18 protein-coding genes are annotated in these 15,113 nt (G+C 45.1%); 2 read left to right on the forward strand and 16 right to left on the reverse strand.

Annotated elements, in window-relative coordinates:
- Position 1: 1 nt before the first annotated feature.
- The 12 genes from atpG to KZ771_RS10895 all read right to left on the reverse strand — a co-directional run bounded on the left by atpG (position 2) and on the right by KZ771_RS10895 (position 10,408).
- The gene (atpG, locus tag KZ771_RS10840) at positions 2-865 is read right to left on the reverse strand and encodes a F0F1 ATP synthase subunit gamma (protein WP_133540670.1); all 864 of its coding nucleotides are present in this window, start codon (positions 863-865) and stop codon (positions 2-4) included.
- Between the two features lie 54 nt (positions 866-919).
- On the reverse strand, positions 920-2,461 hold the full coding sequence (gene atpA / locus KZ771_RS10845; RefSeq protein ID WP_290653435.1) for a F0F1 ATP synthase subunit alpha: 1,542 nt from the start codon (positions 2,459-2,461) through the stop codon (positions 920-922).
- A 14-nt stretch (positions 2,462-2,475) separates the two neighbouring features.
- The gene (gene atpH / locus KZ771_RS10850) at positions 2,476-3,009 is read right to left on the reverse strand and encodes a F0F1 ATP synthase subunit delta (protein WP_133540668.1); all 534 of its coding nucleotides are present in this window, start codon (positions 3,007-3,009) and stop codon (positions 2,476-2,478) included.
- Between the two features lie 17 nt (positions 3,010-3,026).
- On the reverse strand, positions 3,027-3,497 hold the full coding sequence (gene atpF / locus KZ771_RS10855) for a F0F1 ATP synthase subunit B (protein WP_290653438.1): 471 nt from the start codon (positions 3,495-3,497) through the stop codon (positions 3,027-3,029).
- 37 nt (positions 3,498-3,534) lie between these two features.
- On the reverse strand, positions 3,535-3,792 hold the full coding sequence (atpE, locus tag KZ771_RS10860) for a F0F1 ATP synthase subunit C (RefSeq protein WP_006954753.1): 258 nt from the start codon (positions 3,790-3,792) through the stop codon (positions 3,535-3,537).
- 44 nt (positions 3,793-3,836) lie between these two features.
- Positions 3,837-4,634: a F0F1 ATP synthase subunit A gene (gene atpB, locus KZ771_RS10865; RefSeq protein WP_133540666.1), complete on the reverse strand. Its 798-nt coding sequence runs from the start codon at positions 4,632-4,634 to the stop codon at positions 3,837-3,839.
- 12 nt (positions 4,635-4,646) lie between these two features.
- Positions 4,647-5,033, reverse strand: a complete 387-nt coding sequence (locus tag KZ771_RS10870; RefSeq protein WP_133540665.1) for an ATP synthase subunit I — start codon at positions 5,031-5,033, stop codon at positions 4,647-4,649.
- Positions 5,034-5,210: 177 nt separating this feature from the next.
- Entirely contained in the window at positions 5,211-6,101 is an 891-nt protein-coding gene (locus tag KZ771_RS10875; RefSeq protein ID WP_290573332.1) for a ParB/RepB/Spo0J family partition protein, read from the reverse strand.
- Between the two features lie 23 nt (positions 6,102-6,124).
- A complete protein-coding gene (locus tag KZ771_RS10880) occupies positions 6,125-6,913 on the reverse strand; it encodes a ParA family protein (protein ID WP_133540663.1) in 789 nt (262 codons plus the stop codon).
- Positions 6,914-6,973: 60 nt separating this feature from the next.
- Positions 6,974-7,606 (reverse strand): 16S rRNA (guanine(527)-N(7))-methyltransferase RsmG, encoded by a 633-nt coding sequence (gene rsmG / locus KZ771_RS10885; protein ID WP_290654841.1) that lies wholly within the window; start codon positions 7,604-7,606, stop codon positions 6,974-6,976.
- 8 nt (positions 7,607-7,614) lie between these two features.
- Positions 7,615-9,510 carry a tRNA uridine-5-carboxymethylaminomethyl(34) synthesis enzyme MnmG gene (gene mnmG / locus KZ771_RS10890; protein ID WP_290653441.1) on the reverse strand — a complete coding sequence of 632 codons (1,896 nt, stop codon included), beginning with the start codon at positions 9,508-9,510 and terminating at the stop codon, positions 7,615-7,617.
- A gap of 442 nt (positions 9,511-9,952) precedes the next feature.
- The gene (locus KZ771_RS10895; RefSeq protein WP_290653443.1) at positions 9,953-10,408 is read right to left on the reverse strand and encodes a flavodoxin domain-containing protein; all 456 of its coding nucleotides are present in this window, start codon (positions 10,406-10,408) and stop codon (positions 9,953-9,955) included.
- Positions 10,409-10,473: 65 nt separating this feature from the next.
- On the opposite strand from KZ771_RS10895, the gene KZ771_RS10900 reads away from it, so the two are divergent.
- Complete coding sequence (locus KZ771_RS10900; RefSeq protein WP_290653445.1) at positions 10,474-10,968, forward strand: sulfur transferase domain-containing protein; 495 nt, start codon at positions 10,474-10,476, stop codon at positions 10,966-10,968.
- Here the strand turns inward: KZ771_RS10900 and gloA are convergent.
- Positions 10,948-11,499, reverse strand: a complete 552-nt coding sequence (gloA, locus tag KZ771_RS10905; protein ID WP_290653448.1) for a lactoylglutathione lyase — start codon at positions 11,497-11,499, stop codon at positions 10,948-10,950. The genes KZ771_RS10900 and gloA overlap by 21 nt on opposite strands.
- 90 nt (positions 11,500-11,589) lie before the next feature.
- On the opposite strand from gloA, the gene KZ771_RS10910 reads away from it, so the two are divergent.
- The gene (locus KZ771_RS10910) at positions 11,590-11,844 is read left to right on the forward strand and encodes a GIY-YIG nuclease family protein (RefSeq protein ID WP_290654843.1); all 255 of its coding nucleotides are present in this window, start codon (positions 11,590-11,592) and stop codon (positions 11,842-11,844) included.
- Here the strand turns inward: KZ771_RS10910 and KZ771_RS10915 are convergent.
- The 3 genes from KZ771_RS10915 to KZ771_RS10925 are packed head-to-tail and all read right to left on the reverse strand — an operon-like array spanning position 11,801 to position 14,916.
- The gene (locus KZ771_RS10915) at positions 11,801-12,112 is read right to left on the reverse strand and encodes a DUF2007 domain-containing protein (RefSeq protein WP_290653450.1); all 312 of its coding nucleotides are present in this window, start codon (positions 12,110-12,112) and stop codon (positions 11,801-11,803) included. The genes KZ771_RS10910 and KZ771_RS10915 overlap by 44 nt on opposite strands.
- Complete coding sequence (locus KZ771_RS10920; RefSeq protein ID WP_290653454.1) at positions 12,105-13,790, reverse strand: FUSC family protein; 1,686 nt, start codon at positions 13,788-13,790, stop codon at positions 12,105-12,107. Before KZ771_RS10920 ends, KZ771_RS10915 begins: the two co-directional genes overlap by 8 nt.
- Positions 13,771-14,916 carry a dicarboxylate/amino acid:cation symporter gene (locus KZ771_RS10925; RefSeq protein ID WP_290653456.1) on the reverse strand — a complete coding sequence of 382 codons (1,146 nt, stop codon included), beginning with the start codon at positions 14,914-14,916 and terminating at the stop codon, positions 13,771-13,773. Before KZ771_RS10925 ends, KZ771_RS10920 begins: the two co-directional genes overlap by 20 nt.
- Between the last annotated feature and the right edge of the window lie 197 nt (positions 14,917-15,113).

The raw sequence follows: 15,113 nt of genomic DNA on the forward strand, positions 1-15,113 counted from the left end.
GTTATACCGCTTCGGCGCCGGACACGATTTCCGAAATTTCTTGCGTAATTGCTGCCTGACGCGCCTTGTTATACTGCAACTGCAGCTGGTCAATAATATCTTCGGCGTTGTCAGTTGCGGCTTTCATCGCAATCATCCGAGCGGCTTGCTCGCTAGCGAAGTTATCTACCACCCCTTGGTACACCTGCATTTCTACAAAGCGACGAATAAGGGTGTCTAGGATACTTTCTGGATTCGGCTCATACAGATAGTCCCAGCTACCTGTTTGTACTTCTTCTTCCGAACCTGCTTGCGGCAATGGCAACAATTGATGAATGGTCGGCTCTTGGGTCATCGTGTTCACAAATTTGTTAAACACAACATACAAGCGGTCGATTTTGCCTTCTTCGAAAGCATCCAGCATAACCTGGATAGAACCGGTGATTTCATTCAGTTCGGGTTTATCGCCCATACCTGAAAATTGCGCTTTTAATGGTCCAAAACGCTTAAAGAAACCGGTTGCTTTACTGCCTATAGCAGCAAAATCCGCTTCAACATCTTGCTCTTTCCATTCGTTTGCGTGCTTAACGACTTTCTTGAACTCATTACCGTTCAAGCCGCCACACAAACCACGGTCGGTAGAAACAATGATGTAACCCACACGTTTAACCTGACGTTCTTCCATAAATGGATGACGATATTCAAGGTTACCGCGCGCCACATGACCAATCACCTTGCGAATGGTATCCGCATAGGGGCGACTTGCCTCCATACGTTCCTGCGCCTTTTTCATCTTAGACGCAGCGACCATTTCCATAGCACTGGTGATCTTCTGAGTATTACCGATACTCGAGATCTGAGTTTTTATCTCTTTACCGCTGGCCATGACGATTCTCCTGTTAACTCAACGACAAATGGCCGCTTGCGCGGCCAACTGCGATTACCATGATTGCGTTTGCTTGAATTTCTCAAGCGCGGCTTTCAATTGCGCATCGATGTCGTCGTTATAGTTGCCAGTTTTATCAATCTCAGCCATTAGCTCAGCGTATTCGCTTGCCATGAAAGATTGCAGCGACTCTTCAAAATCCATGATTTTGTCGATTGCGACATCTTTCAAAAAGCCTTTTTCAACGGCATAAATTGATACAGCCATTTGAGACACGCTCATAGGCTTGTACTGTTTCTGTTTCATCAGTTCGGTTACACGCTGACCGTGCTCTAACTGTGAACGAGTCGACTCATCAAGGTCAGATGCGAACTGAGCGAACGCCGCCAATTCACGATACTGAGCCAGGGCAAGACGGATACCGCCACCCAATTTCTTGATGATTTTCGTTTGTGCTGAACCACCAACTCGAGAAACCGAGACACCGGCGTTAACAGCAGGACGAATACCTGAGTTAAACAAGTCAGTTTCCAGGAAGATCTGACCATCGGTGATTGAGATAACGTTAGTCGGTACGAACGCCGATACGTCACCTGCCTGAGTTTCAATGATAGGTAAGGCAGTTAAAGAACCGGTCTGGCCTTTCACTTTACCGTCAGTGAATTTTTCTACGTAGTCAGCGTTAACACGCGCTGCACGCTCTAGTAGACGTGAGTGAAGGTAGAAAACGTCACCAGGGAATGCTTCACGACCTGGCGGACGACGCAGCAACAATGAAATTTGACGGTATGCAACAGCCTGCTTAGACAGGTCATCGTAAACAATCAAAGCGTCTTCACCGCGGTCACGGAAGTATTCACCCATCGTACAACCGGAGTAAGCTGCCAAATATTGCAATGCTGCAGATTCAGAAGCAGAAGCCGCAACTACAATGGTGTTTTCCAATGCGCCGTGCTCTTCCAGCTTACGTACAACAGCAGAGATGGTTGAGTTTTTCTGACCGATAGCAACGTAAACACACTTAATACCAGAGTCTTTCTGGTTAATGATAGCGTCAACAGCTAACGCGGTTTTACCCGTCTGACGGTCACCGATGATCAGCTCACGCTGGCCACGACCTACCGGAATCATCGAGTCAATTGATTTGTAACCTGTTTGTACTGGCTGATCAACTGATTGACGTTCGATAACCCCAGGTGCGATTTTCTCAACGGGTTCATAGCCGTCAGCTTCAATTGGACCTTTACCGTCAATTGGTTGACCCAGTGTGTTAACCACACGGCCTAACAACTTTTCGCCAACCGGAACTTCTAAGATACGACCGGTAGATTTTACCTTGGTGCCTTCCTGCAAGTCTGCATAAGGGCCCATAACAACCGCACCGACTGAATCTCGTTCAAGGTTCAATGCGATAGCGTAACGATTACCAGGTAGCTCAATCATTTCACCTTGCAGACAGTCTGCAAGGCCGTGAACGCGAATGATACCGTCTTGTACAGACATGATGGTACCTTCGTTGCGAGCTTCGCTGGTGACTTCGAACTTCTCAATTCGCTGTTTGATCAGTTCTGCGATTTCATTTGAATTCAATTGCATGCTCAAGTCCCCAATTAGGATTGCAGTGCGTAAGCAAGTCTATCCAACTTGCCGCGCAAGGTGCCATCTATAACAACGTCACCTGCTTCAATAACCAGTCCACCAATGATGGACTTATCGACACTGCAGTTCAGCTTAATTTTGCGTTGCAGACGCTGTTCCAATGCTTTACTCAGTTCGGTTTGTTGCGCTTTTAACAACTTAACCGCAGAAGTCACGTCAACTTCGACTTCCTTTTCGTATTCCGCACGGAACGTCTGATAGAGCTCACTGACTGCTGATAGGGCAGGTAAACGTTCGTTTTCTGCCAACACTTTGACAAAGTTCTTTGCATTGTCGTCGAGCTCATCGCCACAAACGCCAATAAAAACTTCGGCTGTCTTACCAACAGTAGCGGAGCTGCTCAAAAATGATGCCACCGTCTCGTCTTTTGCTACCACTGCAGCAAATTCGAGCATATCGGCCCACTTATCGAGCGCTCCCTGTTCTAAAGCAAAATCAAAAGCTGCTTTTGCGTAAGGGCGAGCGACCGTAGTCAGTTCTGACATAAGCTCTAACCCCTTAATTAAAGTTCAGCGACCAGTTTTTCAACGATGTCACTGTGAGCGTCTTTATCAATTTCACGCTCGATGATTTTTTGTGCCCCGGTAACGGCTAACACAGCGACTTGCTTACGCAATTCTTCGCGTGCACGGTTACGCTCAGAGGCGACTTCTTCATGACCAGCAGCAACGATTTTCTCGCGCTCTTCATGGCCTCGTTGAGTTTCTTCCTCAACGATTTTAGCGCCACGTTTTTTAGACTGTTCAATGATTTCAGCCGCTTGCTGTTTCGCTTCTTTCAGCTGCTCAGCAATTTCTTCCTGGGCTTTTTCTAAATCTTTTTGAGCGCGTTCGCCCGCATTTAGACCGTCAGCAATTTTCTTCTGACGTTCTTCGATAGCATTTATGATCGGTGGCCACACGAATTTCATGCAGAACCACACGAACACGATGAACGCGATCGTTTGTCCAATTAGAGTTGCGTTGATATTCACAACGGACCTCCTTTATCTGGTGACCGTCGAATCGCGCTTAGCCTGCAACCTGAGTTAAGAACGGGTTTGCGAAAGTGAACAGTAATGCAACTGCTACACCGATCATCGCGATAGCATCGATAAGACCCGCTACGATGAACATTTTAACTTGCAGCTGAGGCGCCAGTTCAGGTTGACGAGCAGCAGCTTCCAGGAATTTACCACCCAGCATACCAAAGCCAAGTGCTGTACCTAGTGCAGCCAAACCGATCATGATTGATACAGCGATAGCAGTAAAAGCAACTACAGTTTCCATTGATTTCTCCAGTTTTTCAGTAGATTTAAAGTTAAAACAAAAACTTAGTGTTCAGATGATGCCATGCTTAAGTAAACAATGGTCAACATCATAAAGATAAATGCTTGCAAAGTAATAACCAGGATATGGAACACAGCCCATGCAAAGTGTGCAGGTAGCTGGAACAATCCAATCATTGCAATCAGAATAAAGATCAATTCACCGGCATATAAGTTACCGAACAAACGTAGCGCCAATGACGCCGGTTTTGCCAGTAAGGTAATGCTTTCCAGGACAAAGTTAACCGGCATTAATGCCCAGTGGTTAAACGGTGTCAGCGTCATTTCTTTCGCGAAACCCTTAACGCCTTTGTACTTAATTGAGTAGATAATAATTAGTGCGAAAACGCTTAAACTCAATGCAAAAGTGGTATTGAGATCCGTCGTTGGAACAACCTTCATATAAACATCGTGCGGATCGTCAACAAAGCCTAACCAGTAGCCGCCATACATTGCTGCAGTAGGCAACCAGTCAACCGGAATCAAATCCATGAGGTTCATCAGGAAAATCCAGACGAAGATAGTTAAGGCCAAAGGTGCTATGAGTTTATCTTTACCGTGAAAGGATTCTTTGACGCTGTTATCGACAAACTCGACAATCATTTCGACAAAGCATTGCCATTTACCAGGTACCCCTGCCGAGGATTTTTTAGCTACTCTGCGGAAGCTCCACAGAAACAGCACACCCAGTAACACGGACCAGAAGATAGTATCGACATTTACCGCCCAGAATCCTTCACCAACCGTCCAGTTTTGGAGGTGATGCTGAATATACTGAGTCGGAGTTTGCTCTCCACTTACCATGTTGTTTCCCAGTTACGTTGATTTTAAAAATAAAATTGGCGCAACCCATTGTGAAATAACAGCGAAAACAAAACCGCTCATTAACCACAACGGATTAAAATCTGTCAGTAGAAAAAGTAGGCTGATTAACACCGCCGTTAGCATCAATTTGACGCCTTCTCCTACAAAAAAACTTTTAACAACTTTCTGGTTTGCCCGGGCGCCCGCATGCATAAATGCGATTAAGCCAAACAGGGCATTAGGAATAATTGCGGCTAAACCGCCCGCGATAACGGGCCACGCATTATTCCATTGTGTGCTCAATGCGACCATAATTGTCAGCAGAGCAACGACGACGAGTTGGTACAGCACGGTTTTAAAAGCGAGTTGTCTACCCACCCGACCTAAGGACTGAACCACACGCGATACCTTTAGTTTTCAAGCGTCGTTAATTGGTGGCCTTTTAAACAGCCACTATGAAACTCGCGCTAGTATAAAGATCTGCCCGTTAATTGCAAACAAATTTGGCTACAGCCGTTATTTTTCATGCCATTTAACAAAAGTTCTACAATTATGACAGGGACTTAGCTGACCCGGTTATTTGATGTGAGAAAGGATGCCGTCTAACTCATCCAAACTAGTGTAATTGATAACGACTTTACCCTTGCCTTTGCGACCGTGATTTATCGCAACTTTAGCACCGAGTTTTTCACCCAACTGTGTTTGTAATCGTTCGATGTCTGGGTCGGTTTGCGGTTGTTCAGGTTCTTTTGGTGGTTCTAATGTTTTGCGAACCAATTTTTCGGATTCGCGAACGGTCAGATCTTTAGCAACAATTTGTTGGGCGACATCGGTTTGTTGTTCACCTTGCAATGCCAGCAACAATTTAGCATGGCCCAAATCGATATCACCTCGTTCAAGTAGTGTTTTTACGCCGCTTTCGAGGTTATTCAGCCGTAATAAATTAGTTACTGTGGTGCGTGATTTACCAACCGCCTGAGCCACATCCTGGTGGGTCATCTGAAATTCATCGAGCAGACGCTGCAATGCCGTTGCTTCTTCCATGGCATTAAGGTCTTCGCGTTGAATATTTTCAATTAAAGCAATAGCGACAGCTGCTTCATCGGCAACGTCTTTTATCAAGCATGGGACCAGTTCAAGTTTTGCCAGTTGCGCTGCTCGCCAGCGACGTTCACCAGCAATTATTTCGTATTCGTCGTCAGCAACAGGTCTTACAACAATTGGCTGAATTATTCCCTGCGCCTTCACCGATGCAGCTAGGTCTTCCAACGCTTCGGGTGACATATCTTTACGCGGCTGATAACGACCCGGCTTCAATTGCTCAATAGGTAATTTTTGTAACTCACCTTTTTCAGCAATGGCTACGGTAGGCTCCACAGTTTGCTCTGTTTGTTTTTGCTGACTTGCCGTGTTGCTGGTGAGCAGCGCATCGAGTCCGCGACCGAGTCCTCGTTTTTTAGCCGACATAAGTTACTTTCTTCCCTTTTTTATTAATCAACTTCTGCGTTTGCACGCTGTTCCGAGCGACGAATTAATTCACCAGCAAGCGATAGGTAAGCTTTTGCACCTGTCGACGATTTATCATAGTACATCGCCGGGGCACCAAAAGAAGGAGCCTCTGCCAACCGCACATTTCTCGGTATAACAGTACGATAAACCTTGTCTCCGAAATGCTGTTTTAGCTGTTCAGATACGTCATTAGCGAGCCTGTTTCGCGGATCATACATGGTACGCAATATGCCTTCGATAGATAACCCTGGATTAACAACGTCTGCCAATTGACGAATGGTTTCCATCAGCGCAGTCAATCCCTCAAGCGCGTAATATTCGCACTGCATAGGTACTAACACAGAATCGGCTGCAGCCATCGCATTTACCGTCAGTAAGTTTAATGACGGCGGACAATCGATAAAAATAAAATCATAATCGTCTTGCACGGCTTTTAGTGAGTTACGCAACCGCACCTCGCGGGCAAAAAATTCCATCAATTTGATTTCGGCAGCGGTCACATCAGAATTTGCTGCTATCAGATGATATTTGCCGTTGGTATCCGTTTCTACGACGTCTTTTACCGGTTTCTCATCAACGAGTAATTCATAGACGGTATTTTCTACATCGTATTTGTCGACACCACTGCCCATGGTCGCATTACCCTGAGGATCCAAGTCAATGAGTAATACTTTGCGTCGCGTCGCGGCCATTGAAGCGGCGAGATTAACTGCAGTCGTTGTTTTACCAACACCGCCTTTTTGATTTGCTATCGCAATGGTAGTTGCCACGGGTGTTTAACCTCTTATCATTATCGCTTTATAACTGCGTGTTTTGGCGAGCGCAGTGCGCTACTGGGCTGAGATAACGACGATATGACGGTCACCGTCAACACCAGGAACATTTAACGAACTAATTTGTTCAATCTTATACTGCTCAGATAATTCGTCCAGTTCTTGCTGTGGGTATTGTCCCTTAAGCGCAAGAAATTTACCGTTATTTTTAGGTAAATGTTTGCACCAGGTCAGCATATCATCAAGTGAGGCAAAGGCTCTACTTAATACACCATCAAAGCTATTATTTTGCTCGGTATAGTACTCAACGCGGCTCTGAACTGCCTGCACGTTTTTAATGCCTAGCTGATGACATACCTGACGAATAAAACGAATACGTTTGCCAAGACTATCGAGCAGCACAAAAGATTTATCAGGATTGGCAATAGCGAGAGGTAAACCCGGTAAACCAGGACCGGTACCAACATCGATAAACCGGTCTCCGGTTAAAAACGGACTAATGATCAGACTGTCGACAATGTGCCGGCTCACCATTTGCTTTGGATCGCGGACACTGGTTAAATTATATGCTTTATTCCATTTATCCAGTTGCTCGACTAGCTGAACCAACTGATCCAGCTGGTTTTCATCAAGCATCAGCAATGATTCAATCTTTGTCTGACTGAGTAATGACTTCAGTGATTCTTTCAGCATGTCGTTTAGGCGCTCTTACGCAACAATCCTTGTTTTTTTAAATGCACCAACAACATAGAAATTGCTGCAGGTGTAATCCCCGAAATACGTGAGGCTTTTCCTACAGTTTCTGGTTGATGTTGATTCAATTTAGCGATCACTTCGTTAGATAACCCCTTGATCGAGGCGTAATCAAAGCTTGCCGGCAATAATGTATTTTCGTGCCGTTGTTGTTTCGCAATTTCATCTTGTTGACGGGTTATATAACCCGCGTATTTTGTCTGAATTTCGACTTGTTCTGCTGCTGCAGGATCACTCAAACCTGGTGCAAAAAATGGCGTCTTGACCAAATCAACATAATGAATTTCCGGACGACGCAATAATTCTTCACCATTAACCTCTTTGGTTATCGGACTTTTCACTAATTGATTGATGGAATCAACCGCTTCATGATCCTTGTGAACCCACGTTTCTCGCAAGCGTTGTTTTTCTTGCTCGATGGATTCTACTTTGGTGTTAAACGATGCCCAGCGTTCATCATCGACAAGTCCAAGTTCGCGACCCTTTTCAGTTAGTCGCATATCGGCATTGTCTTCGCGCAGTAACAAACGATACTCAGCCCGCGATGTGAACATGCGGTAAGGTTCTTGCGTACCGAGTGTTGAAAGATCATCGATCAAAACACCGGTATAAGCTTGATCGCGACGCGGAGCCCAGCTTTCTTTTCCTTGAGCACGGAGTGATGCATTAAGGCCCGCTATCAACCCTTGAGCTCCCGCTTCTTCGTAACCGGTTGTGCCATTAATTTGACCCGCAAAAAACAGCCCTTCAATAACCTTGGTTTCAAGTGATTGTTTCAGATCGCGGGGATCGAAATAGTCGTACTCGATCGCATAACCCGGACGTGTGATAACCGCATTTTCAAAGCCATGAATGGATCGAACCAATTGCTCCTGAATGTCATAAGGCAAACTGGTGGAAATGCCATTAGGGTAAAGCTCAAACGTATCAAGCCCCTCTGGCTCAACAAAAATTTGATGAGACTGCTTATCAGCAAACCGTACAATCTTGTCTTCAATTGAAGGACAATAACGCGGTCCAACTCCCTCAATGACACCTGAATACATGGGCGAACGATCAAGCCCGGAGCGAATAATGTCGTGTGTCTTTTCGTTAGTATGGGTTATGTAGCATGATATTTGGCGTGGATGATCAGCGCGTGAACCCATATACGAAAAAACCGGCGTTGGATTGTCACCCGGTTGCTCCTGCATGACTGAAAAGTCTACTGAGCTGCTGGCTATACGCGGTGGTGTACCTGTTTTCAATCGTTCTACACGCAACGGTAACGCTCTTAAACGTTTAGCCAACGCATTTGCCGGAGGATCACCGGCACGTCCGCCTTGATAGTTATCTAAGCCGATATGAATTTGACCGCCAAGGAAGGTACCTACCGTTAACACCACGTTTTTGGCGTGAAATTGTAAACCCATTTGGGTAACAACGCCGCAAACGCGATCATTCTCAACGATCAGATCATCACACCCCTGTTGAAACAAGGTTAAATTGGGTTGTGTTTCCAATGCATAGCGGATCGCTTGTTTATACAGCTGCCTATCTGCTTGAGCTCGAGTTGCTCTAACTGCAGGGCCCTTAGACGAGTTGAGTGTTCTAAATTGGATGCCTGCACGATCAGCTGCTTTTGCCATGATACCGCCAAGGGCATCAATTTCCTTAACCAGGTGTCCTTTGCCGATCCCGCCAATTGCCGGATTACAGGACATTTGTCCGAGTGTATCTATATTGTGGGTTAATAGTAGGGTGCGACTACCCATCCTTGCAGAGGCAAGTGCTGCCTCAGTACCCGCATGGCCTCCACCGACAACGATGACATCAAATTGTTGACTTGAGGTGTGTGACATTCAGTAAAGCCTTTGTGGTTAAGGGAATCAAAAGAGCCAGTTATTTTAACGCGAATTGACCTGGATCGAAAAGGTTAATTTTTGTGCAAACAGTTTTTTTACGAATTCTGTAAAGATCTAAATAAGATCAGTATTTGATCTTTATAGATCTTTTATTATTACTTCTTTTAGTTAGCAAAAATCTGTGAATAGATCGCTAAGACCCTTATTTTAAAAGATGTTCGTTAAGATCACTAGCTGTTAATAAGATCCCTTAAGCCCGGATCATAGATCGTGGATAACTAGGGTGTTTATGCACAGCCTTAGTTATCCCCAGGGATATACCCAATTCGATGACAGCCCTTATGTGATCTTATACAGGATCCAATCACATGCTGATTTATTTGTGTATAAAGCAGTGGATATAAATGATGATCGGCCGTGAATACGTTATTTTTAATGATCATGATTGTGTACAGGATCGCAATGCACTAATCCATCCGCCATACCATTGTTCAAATGCTGCTTCTGGATCATCTTCAAGCATATCGATTTCTAAACGCGTATATATTCGTTCAGCACCGAGTTGTTGTAATCGTTGATCAATATCGCGTCCGGCGGAGCAGTACGTGTCATAACAGGATTCACCAATGGCGATAACGGCGTACGGAAACGGCTGAACTGCCTCGACAGCTGTTAGCTGATCATAAAAGTCGAGCATCGAATCACCGTAATCGCCGGCACCGTGACTTGCTAAAAAAATTAGCCAAGGCTGCGTCTGGTCTAGCGTGTCAAAACTTGGCTCGTAATGCATTGCGATATCGATATCAAGTCGTGCTTTGATCAAATCGGCAGCGTGGTCTGCCAAATGTTCTGTGTTACCGGAAGTGGTACCGACTAAAATTTGAAGTTGTGTCATTTTCAATAATCTGTTTTATGCTTAAATAGGTAAGTATAGAGTTAATAGTTTACAGGAGTTTAAGTATGATTCGTTTGTTAGTTTCGGCTGTTTTAAGTACAGCATTATTATTACCTTCCGTCAGCTTAGCGCAGGGTATAGATAGCCCTAAACAGACATCTGATAACATCTGGGTTATGGGGGTTCCTGATAAAGAAGATATCGCTACCTTTGCCCAAAGTGGTGGTGATGTCGTCATAAGTTTATTGTCGGTTGAAGAAATGTCGGGTAGCGAGGAAACATCATGGACGAGCCAGCAGGGACTCGCATTTTTCCATGTTCCGGTAAACGGTGCTACAGGTGTTACTTTTGAGAATGCTCGAGCACTAGACCGTCTTTTGCTAACCCATGCTGACAAAAATATTATGGTGCATTGTGCCTCGTCAAACCGCGTTGGCGCGTTGTTTGCGCTCCGTGCGGCTTGGCTCGATGGGCTAAGCACCGAGCAAGCGCTTGAAGTGGGTCGCCAACATGGTATGACATCACTTGAAGACAAAGTATCAAAGATGCTGGCTAAGTAGTTTAGGGAGTTTTTCCGGCGTAAAAATTTCGATCCAGTAACCATCCGGATCCTTGATAAATGCGATACCCTTCATGTTGCCGTCTTGCGGGCGTTTTTGAAACTCTACGCCATGTTGTTCAAAACGCTCGCAGGCGGCTTCCAGGTCAGGCACTGCAAAACCAATGTGGCCGAAACCCTTAGGTTCGCTATTGCCACTGTGAAAGTCGACATCCTCGTTATCTTCGTCGCCCCAGTTATGGGTCAATTCTAGCATTGCCGGACGGGAGAAGGTCTGTTTGATGCGTTCGTCGTGATCTGTTGACCATTGTTGTCGTTGTTCAGGTGATAACGCGGCCATAAAGTATAATGTGAACTTCATTTCCGGAAAATCGAGTCGTTTTACCAGCGTCATACCCATGACTTCACTGTAAAATTTCAAAGAGCGCTGCGGATCTTTAATGCGCATCATGGTTTGATTAAAAACAAAATCATGTGTTTGAGGATCGTGGTTTTCTGCTAACCCTTTTGCTTGATCAAAATGTCTGCTCATAAGTAATCCTGCTAAGTATTTGTGATATCTTTTACGCGTAAATAATAGGATTGGGTTTTATCAAGGGTGTTTCAAGTGAGTCGATGGACAGTGTATTTAATGCAGTGCGCTGATAACAGCCTTTATTGTGGCGTTACTACCGATATCGAACGGCGCCTGCGGCAGCATAACGGTGAATTAAAAGGCGGCGCCAGATATACTCAAACGCGGCGGCCGGTCAGGGTAGTTTATCAGGAGGATGGCTATGACAGATCATCGGCAGCCAAACGAGAATATGTGATAAAACAACTTAGCTCGGCGGCTAAAAAAGCACTTTTCCGCAGTTCCAACACACCTCGAAATTAGTAAAGTTTTGCTCTTTACAATGGGAACAGTAGATCGTTTGTTGCTCGCTATTTTCGTAATTATCAAGTAATTTGCGCGCTTCTGTATACTGTTGGGTGGGAACTTTAAGTGCAGTTTCTATTGCATCGGCGGGTAGTTCTCCAACACCGCCAATCATCGAATTTTCATTCATGCTAACGTTAATATTTTCGCTTTCGAGCATGCCCTTCAATAATTGTGCCTCAATAGGATTTGCGGCGTAATATACGATTTGCCATTCATCACTCATGTTGGGATACCTGATGTTGTACACGCAATAAATATTGCGCGCTGGTGACTTGTGCAGTAGTGCCTAGTTTGTCAGCCATTTGATAAAGCTTAAAGAGGCGATGATAAAGCCGTGCCTTATAACGCTGTAGTTGTTGCGTCGAAACAGTGCGTGAGGTTAGTTCTTTTAAGTCGCTTTCTAATGCACCAATTAGTTGTTTTTGTCGACTTAGAAGATTGGTTGGGAAAACCAGTCGATAACTCACTAATGACAATATAGGCGCGGCAATAACTGCTATAGCAATAGAAATGGCCTGTAATGGTTCAAACTGATAATGCAGTACCGGCTGCATTAATAGTAAGAAAACTAACGTGAAATCCATGCTGCCATTAGTGGTTTTATTGTGCGATAAGGGAATTCCTACCAATAACATGATCGGCATAATACTAACCAACATAGTTAATATTGAATCCATATGAGGCCAGACGAAGGCTTGCATCAGCAATGCAAGTGTGGCGCCTGCCGATTGCCCTAAAAATACGTAAACCATCGTTTTAGCGGGATTTTCTGCGGTTGAAAAGAGTGTAAGCATTACTGAGGCGCCGAGTAGCAAATAAGCTATTTGAAACCATTCAGTATAGGCCCAGGCCATACTGATTAATGTCATTACAGTGACGGTTCGTATTGCAGCCTGGCGAGCGCCGCGCCAGTCCCGGTGTAAAAGAATTGATAGCAGAGGTACTGATTGAGCCGCCTTGCCACTATCCCTAAATTGCAATCGTTGCAGCGATGCATCGACGAATTCTTTAAAATATGGCAATACCGAGGCATGTTCGAATGTTTGCAAAGCTTGCTTTAGGCTATTAATAATTTCCGACGAATTGTTTTTTATTAACGCATTAGATAAAGAATGTAAGTGTTCACTTATTACTGCTGATTTGATAATTCCTTTAGTCTCGAGCTGTGCGAATAGACCAAGCTGCGCGTTTAATACACGACGGATCGTTTTAGCTGACTGATGAGCGGCCGGTGAACCTGAACCGTGGTCGACTAATTGTGCTTCCAGGTGGGCTAATTTTGATAACCGGTCATGACTATTCAGTGCTTTTAGCGAGCCACTATTATATGCATCTGCCAGCAACTTTAAGTTTTCTGCTGACTGTCTGCGAAATTGGTTTACAAGTGATTGCTCGGCTCGTTTATAGGTAAATAACCAGCCAACGAATAGTGCGGTCAGTACGCCAACAAATACTGTCAGTAGACGGTCAATACCCAAGGGGAGGAGCGCGTCCGGTGTGCGTGTTAACAACGCAACCATCGATGCCGAGTAGCCGGCTAAAATGGCACCGTAGGAAATTAAGCCGTGTAATAAGTTTCCGGTGTAAACACATAAACCAACCCAAAGCGTAAGGCCGGTGGCTAATAAAATAATGCTATCGCCAGCGGTAACCACGAGGATCATGCCGACGACGGTACCCAAAAGCGTACCCAATGTACGGTAAGCGGCCTTTTCTAGTAGTAGCCCCCGGGTTGGTTGCGATACTGCCCATACGGTCATTGCTGACCATTGAGGATGTTCCAACCCTAATGCCCAGGCGATAATAAGAGAGAGGCAGGCTGCGATGCCGGTGCGTAAACCGAACCGGTATCGCGTGTAATCAAAACCTAACTGTGCAAATCTAGCCTTTACTGCTGTCATCTATTAGCACCGCTATAGCACCATCGCCGGTAATGTTACAGGCGGTGCCAAAGCTATCTTGTGCCATATACAGGGCAATCATTAGCGCAATTGCGGTCTCACCAAAACCGAGCATCGACCCCAGCAGGCCAACGGCTGACATTACCGCTCCGCCCGGAACACCCGGAGCGGCCAGCATCACAACACCTAACATCATGATAAAGGGTAACACCGTAAAGAAAGATGGAATTGCCAAAGCGTTGTGTAAGACCATGACAGCGACCGTACAGCTGACGATGGTAATAGTGGAACCTGCCAGGTGAACCGTAGCGCATAACGGCACTGAAAAATTTGCCACATTATCGTCAACGTTATTATTTTTAACACTGCGCAAAGTGACAGGAATGGTTGCGGCACTGGACATGGTACCAAGAGCGGTAAAGTAGGCCGGTAGCATGTTTTTGATGAGTTTTAGCGGTGATTGCTGGCTTTTGATACCAGCCATAATAAACATGGTGGTAATGTAGACCCAATGCAATACGACCGCCATCACCAGAATAATACCGAAGGTCTTCAGTGTTTCAAAAACCGTACCGGCTACCGCCATTTCGGTAAATACGCCCGCAATATAAACAGGCAGCAAGGGAATGATCAATTTCCCTAACAGTAACTCGATAATATCGCGACCTTGGTCAGAGAGTGATTTAAGCTGTTGTGCCTTTGTACTGGCGATTCCCAAACCAAATATGAACGCTAAAGCGAGGGCTGACATAACACTCATCAGTGGGGGGATATCCAGCGTGATAAAAGGTTCTAACGTAGCACTGGCTGACCCATTAACTGATTGGGCATCTGCGCTGAGCATCGGAACGACAATGCTGGCGACGAAAAAGGCGATGATACCGGCAGTGATTGTTGATAGGTAAGCAACCCCCAGTGTTTTACTCAATAGGCGTCCCGAATTACTGGGTAAGCTGGCGATACCGCTGGTAATGAAGAATAAAATCAATAACGGAATGGTAAAAAATAAAAGCTGACCAAATAGGCCTTTGAAGGTTAGCAATAATCGGCTTACCCAGTCAGGTGCAAATAAACCAATACAAATACCCGCAATAATGCCGGCAATAAGCTTGATGATCAGCTTCATGAAAAAATCCTTTTGAAAAAGTGGCGGATAACGGCGTTAACCATTACTTTCCGATACAGAATGTATAAAATACTTTAAAAACATAAGTTTATGAAACTCGTGGAGCACTATTGGAGTGCTGAAATTTGCGAAAAAAGTGTAAATATTGGCAAATTTCCTCTGCGTCGGCTCCTGACGACCCATTTTAAACTGGGATA

The organism is Idiomarina sp., assembly GCF_019431395.1.
In the GTDB taxonomy this organism is placed as follows: Bacteria; Pseudomonadota; Gammaproteobacteria; order Enterobacterales; family Alteromonadaceae; genus Idiomarina.